Source organism: Spongiactinospora gelatinilytica (genome assembly GCF_003236385.1).
GTDB lineage: Bacteria > Actinomycetota > Actinomycetes > Streptosporangiales > Streptosporangiaceae > Spongiactinospora > Spongiactinospora gelatinilytica.
Window position 1 is genome coordinate 1 of record NZ_POUA01000483.1, and the last position, 4,777, is coordinate 4,777.

General features: G+C 73.6%; 6 protein-coding genes. 2 read left to right on the top strand and 4 right to left on the bottom strand.

Annotated elements, in window-relative coordinates:
* Positions 1-43 precede the first annotated feature (43 nt).
* From C1I98_RS35285 to C1I98_RS35300, 4 genes are read right to left on the bottom strand one after another with little or no spacing between them, the layout of a single operon-like run.
* The gene (locus C1I98_RS35285; RefSeq protein ID WP_111171652.1) at positions 44-1,096 is read right to left on the bottom strand and encodes a LuxE/PaaK family acyltransferase; all 1,053 of its coding nucleotides are present in this window, start codon (positions 1,094-1,096) and stop codon (positions 44-46) included.
* Positions 1,093-2,460 (bottom strand): AMP-binding protein, encoded by a 1,368-nt coding sequence (locus C1I98_RS35290; RefSeq protein WP_233508456.1) that lies wholly within the window; start codon positions 2,458-2,460, stop codon positions 1,093-1,095. Before C1I98_RS35290 ends, C1I98_RS35285 begins: the two co-directional genes overlap by 4 nt.
* Positions 2,457-3,224 (bottom strand): SDR family NAD(P)-dependent oxidoreductase, encoded by a 768-nt coding sequence (locus C1I98_RS35295; protein ID WP_111171653.1) that lies wholly within the window; start codon positions 3,222-3,224, stop codon positions 2,457-2,459. The genes C1I98_RS35290 and C1I98_RS35295 overlap by 4 nt, the downstream gene beginning before the upstream one ends.
* Complete coding sequence (locus C1I98_RS35300; protein ID WP_111171656.1) at positions 3,199-3,447, bottom strand: acyl carrier protein; 249 nt, start codon at positions 3,445-3,447, stop codon at positions 3,199-3,201. The genes C1I98_RS35295 and C1I98_RS35300 overlap by 26 nt, the downstream gene beginning before the upstream one ends.
* A gap of 247 nt (positions 3,448-3,694) precedes the next feature.
* Between C1I98_RS35300 and C1I98_RS35305 the strand changes: the two genes are divergently transcribed.
* Entirely contained in the window at positions 3,695-4,579 is an 885-nt protein-coding gene (locus tag C1I98_RS35305) for a hypothetical protein (RefSeq protein ID WP_111171654.1), read from the top strand.
* Positions 4,576-4,777, top strand: a 202-nt coding sequence (locus C1I98_RS44645) for a hypothetical protein (protein WP_233508457.1), incomplete at its 3' end; no start/stop codon positions are given. The genes C1I98_RS35305 and C1I98_RS44645, both read left to right, overlap by 4 nt.

Genomic DNA, 4,777 nt, shown 5'->3' on the forward strand with positions numbered 1-4,777 from the left:
TCCGCGCCCGGCTCGGGGCCGGGCGGGAACAGGCGGCGCACGCTCACGCGGCCTCCTCGCCGGCCGCGCGGAAGGTGTCGCTGCACCCGCGGGCCTCGGCGCGGGGCAGCCGGCCGAGGACCGAAAAGCGCTTGCCCGGCCACACGCCGTCGTCCACGCCGTGGACCACGCCCATGTCCTCGGTCAGCACGGCGTGCCCGGGATAGGACGTGGGCAGCGTGCTGACCACCTCGATCAGGCCGGGCGTGCCCGGCGGGACCTCCTGCCAGGTCACCGGGTCGCGGATCACCACGTCGGCGAAGCCGGGGCAGTACAGGCCGCTGGCATCGGGGCCCTCCAGGAAGATCGTGCCGATCTGCTCGACCATCCCGTAGAAGTCGTGGACGCGGGTCAGGCCGGTGTCGGCGGCGAACCTCTCCCGGTAGACCGCGTTGTCCACGGCCTCGGCGGCCATCTTCTTCCAGCCGCCGGAGTGGATCAGCACCCCGCCGGACAGGTCGAGCCCGTGCTCGCGGGCCGGCCGGTAGAGGTACCGCCAGGTCATGAAGGTGAACCCGAAGATCAGGTAGGGCGTGCCCGCGTGCCGGGACAGGAAACCGCGGACGGCGTCGAGGTCGGGCGCGCCGTCGTCGTCGAGGGCGAAGGTGTGGTCCCTGCCGAAGTTCATCATGCCGAGGACGCCCGCGCCGCGGGCGCTCAGCGCCGCCGCCCGCGTCACCGCCCGGGAGTCGATCAACAGCATCGGCATCCGCCGCTCGCCGAGCACCGCGCGCAGCGTCGCGGCCAGGGCCCGCGCCTGCGCGGCGGCGGCGGCGCGGTCCAGGAACACCCGGCTCGGCGGCCCGCCCGTGGTGCCGCTCGAGGTCAGCACCCGGAACACCGCCTCCTCCGGCACGCTCCTCAGCTCATGCGTGGCGAACAGCCGCACCGGCAGCCACGGCAGCGCCGCCAGCGAGTCGTACGGCGGCGCGTGTCCCAGCGCCGCCAGCACCCGCCGGTAGGGCGGGCAGGCCGCCCGGTGCCGCTCGGTCAGCTCCGCCAGCTGCGGCACCAGCCTGGCCTCCTTGACCGCCTGCGGCAGCGTGAACACCGTCACAGCTCCGCCTCCAGCGCCCGATAGTCGATCTTGCCGGAGGCCAGCAGCGGCAGCCGGGGCACGCCCCGCACGTCGAACCCGCTCCAGTGGACCCCGGTACGCCCCGCCAGCGTGAGCGCCAGTTCCCGCCCGCCCGCCGCTGTGGCCGCCTCGGCGAACACCACCACCCGGTCATCGCCCGCCACCGCCGCCACCGGCCCGTGGCCGCGCAAAAGCTCCTCGATGTCGTCCAGGCCGACCCGCACGCCGAACACCTTGCCGATGCGCCGCCGCCGGCCGGTGAGGTAGAGGAAGCCGTCGTCCAGGCGGCCGAGGTCGCCGGTGCGCAGCACGCCGCCCAGGTCGTCGCCGCGGGCCAGGTCGGCGGCGCTCTCGGCGTAGCCCATCATCACGTTGGCCCCGCGATAGACGATCTCGCCCTCCCCGCCGCGCGCGGCGTCGATGGACAGCGCGCCGCCGGGCACCGCCCGGCCGACCGAGCCGGGGCGGGCGGCCAAGTGCTCGGGCGGCAGCACCGCGATGCGCGGGGCCTCGGTCATGCCGTACATCTTGACCAGGTGGCCGCCGCCGCGGGCCATCCGCGCGGCGAAGTCGGCGACCAGGTCGGCGCGCAGCCGCGCGCCGGACTGGGTGATCATCCGCAGCGCCGGGTGCGCGGCCGGGTCGAACCGCAGCCTGCGCAGCATCTCGAACTGGTAGGGCACGGCGGCCAGCGACGTGGCCCCGAAGGCGTCGGCCGCGGCCCAAAAGCCCCGGTCGAGCAGGCCCTCGCCGGTGAGCAGCACGCCCGCCCCGGCCGCCAGGTGGGAGTTGAGGGTGGTCAGGCCGTAGGTGTAGTGCAGCGGCAGCGTGGTGGGCCACAGGTCGGCGCCGGTCAGGCCGAGCGCGCGGGCCACGGACCCGGCGTTGGCCAGCACGGCGTCCTTGGCCAGGCGGACCAGCTTGGGGCTGCCGGTGGACCCGGAGGTGGTGAGCAGCACCGCGAGGTCGGGGTGCGGCTCGGGCGCGTCGGCGCGGGTCCAGCGGTCGCCCGTGGCCCGGTATCCGGCGGGGGCGGACAACCCGGCGGGCGGGTCGGCGACCACCGCCGGGACGTATCGGTCGATGAGGCCGAGCAGTACGTCGGCGCGGATCGCCGGGTCCAGCAGCGCGACCGGGCGCTCGGACGCGAGCGCGGCCAGGTAGCGCAGCACGGCGGGCACGCTCGGCGGCGCGGGGCTGAACAGCACGCCGTCCGGCAGCGCGGACAGCTCCGCCGCCTCCTGCTCGATGCGGTCCCAGAGCACCCGCCCGGCCAGCTCGGCCCCGCTCGCCGCGTCGATCAGCCGCGCGTCGGGATGGGGGACCCAGGGCCGGTGGATCACACGACCACCCCGCCGTCCACGCCGAGCACCTGGCCGGTGACGAACGACGCGGCGGGCGACAGCAGGAACGCCACGGCGGCGGCCACGTCTTCGGGGGTGCCGAGCCGGCGCAGCGCGGTGGCCTGGGCGACCTCCGCGCGGCCCGCGTCGTCCAGGCCGGCCAGCATGTCGGTGGCGATGTAGCCGGGCGCGACCGCGTTGACGCGCACGCCGATCGGCCCCAGCTCCTTGGCGGCGGCCAGGGTCAGCCCGATCACGGCGGCCTTGGTCGCCGAATAGACCGCCTGGCCCGCCGCGCCCCGCACGCCCAGCACCGATGACAGCAACACCGCCGCGGGCTCGGCCCCACGACGCAGCAGCTTGGCCGCCGCCTGGAGGGTGTGGGCCGCGCCCATGGCGTTGACCTGGAACAACCGCTCCACGGCGGCGGCCCCCAGCATGCCGAGCAGCGCGGCCTCATGGACCCCGGCGTTGACCACCAGCCCGTCCAGCCGCCGGTGCCGCCGGTGGACCTCGCGCATGATCTGCTCCACCGCGGCGGCGTCGGCCACGTCGCCGTGCACCGTGTCGAGCTTGGCCCCGGTCTGGGCGGCCAGCTCGGCCGCCGCCGCCTCGGCCGGCTCCTGCGTGCGGCCGTGCACGACGACGGTGTGCCCGGCCAGGGCGAGCGCGCGGGCCACCGCCCGGCCGATGCCGCGCGAGGAGCCGGTGACCAGAACGACCCGCCCCGGCGCGGGGTCAGCGGGCCGGGACGGGGACGCCATGCTTGACCAGCAGCGCGGTGGCCTTGGCGAACGAGCTCATGTCGAGCACGTCGTCCGTGTCGATCATGATGTCGAACTCGTCCTCCATCGCCGCCACCAGGGACATGTGGGCCAGCGAGTCCCACTGCGGGATCGAGCGGTACTCCAGCCCGTCGACCTCTGCGCCCTCGGGCAGGCCGAGCGTGCGCGTGAAGACGCCGCGCAGCCGCTCCACCGGATCCATGACGTTCACCCCGATTCCTCTAGGCGTTCATGTGCCTACGGAGTGTAGCCAACTCGGCGACGCGGAACGGCCGCGTTGCGGATGCGGGCTCCGTGGCGGAGGTTGGGTTAGTGTTGCTATGCGCAACAAGGTGGTTACTGTGCGTTTCTCCTCAAGGTAATGGAAGCGTATAGGGCGCCGCGCCGCGAGTGGCGGGCTGCCATGGTCGTGGCGGCGTGGCAGCGCCGTTCACGCGCTTGGGGGAGTGATGGACGAGTCCAATCATTGGTACGGGCATTCACGGATATTCGCGAAATACTGTGGGATCAGCCGGGGGCAGCACCATGTTCCGCGCATCCGGGGCTTCGTGCAGCACGGCTGGAACTACCTGCACGGGTTCCCGCCGAACGACCGCTGGTGCACGCCGGGATACCCGCGGTTCGTGTGGTCGCAGGCGCTGGCCCGGCGCGGCTGGTCGATGGGGCGGCGCGGGCACTACGTGATCGGCTCGCCGTGGGCGTACCTGCTGACGATGGAGCCTGATCTGGGCCGGACGCCGGTGCGCGAGGGCACGATCTGGTACCCGTTCCACGGCTGGGAGAAGCACGCCGTACACGGCGACCACGCCCGGCTGGTGGACGAGATCAGAAGCGTCGAGACGGGGCCGGTGACGGTGTGCCTGTACTGGCTCGAATACCGCAACCCTGAAATCCGGAAATGGTACGAAAAGGCGGGCTTCCGGGTGATCTGCCATGGGGAGCGGGGTTCCCGGTTGGAGGCCAAAGGCCGCGACTTCCTCCGCCGCCAGCTCACCGAACTCCGCCGCCACCGGCGTGTCGCCTCCAACCGGCTCACCAGCGCCATCTTCTACGGCGCGTCCGTCGGCTGCGAGGTCGCCGTCTACGGCGACCCCATGACCCTCGCGGAGGAGCGCCCCGAGTACGGCGGCACGTCCCGCCGCCTGCGGCAGTGGCCGGAACTGCACGGCTTCTCGGTCGACGCCCGCATCGCCCGCGACATCGCCGACCACGAACTCGGCTTCGCCCACATCACCGGCCCGGAAGAACTACGCGCCCTGTTCGGCTGGGACACCGGCCGCCGCGTCACCCACCACCGCGGCCTGCTGGTCGTCGAACGGGAGAGATGCGCATGACCGCCCACCTGGATTACGACACCCCGCCCAACGTCCGCCTGATCGGCGGCGAAATGCTCCTCTGGTCCGACACCCACCCAAACAACCCAGACCATCCTGACCGCTCGGACCCTCGGGACCCCCCGGGCCACCGCGACGGTTCGGACCGCTTGGGCCAGGAGGAACATCCGGACCTCCTGGGCCGATACCGTTCGGGGC

What these genes read in the sequence shown, in the direction of transcription:
- C1I98_RS35300 (WP_111171656.1), bottom strand. Translation starts at nt 3,447, where the DNA reads ATGGATCCGGTGGAGCGGCTGCGCGGCGTCTTCACGCGCACGCTCGGC.
- C1I98_RS35295 (WP_111171653.1), bottom strand. Translation starts at nt 3,224, where the DNA reads ATGGCGTCCCCGTCCCGGCCCGCTGACCCCGCGCCGGGGCGGGTCGTT.
- C1I98_RS35305 (WP_111171654.1), top strand. Translation starts at nt 3,695, where the DNA reads ATGGACGAGTCCAATCATTGGTACGGGCATTCACGGATATTCGCGAAA.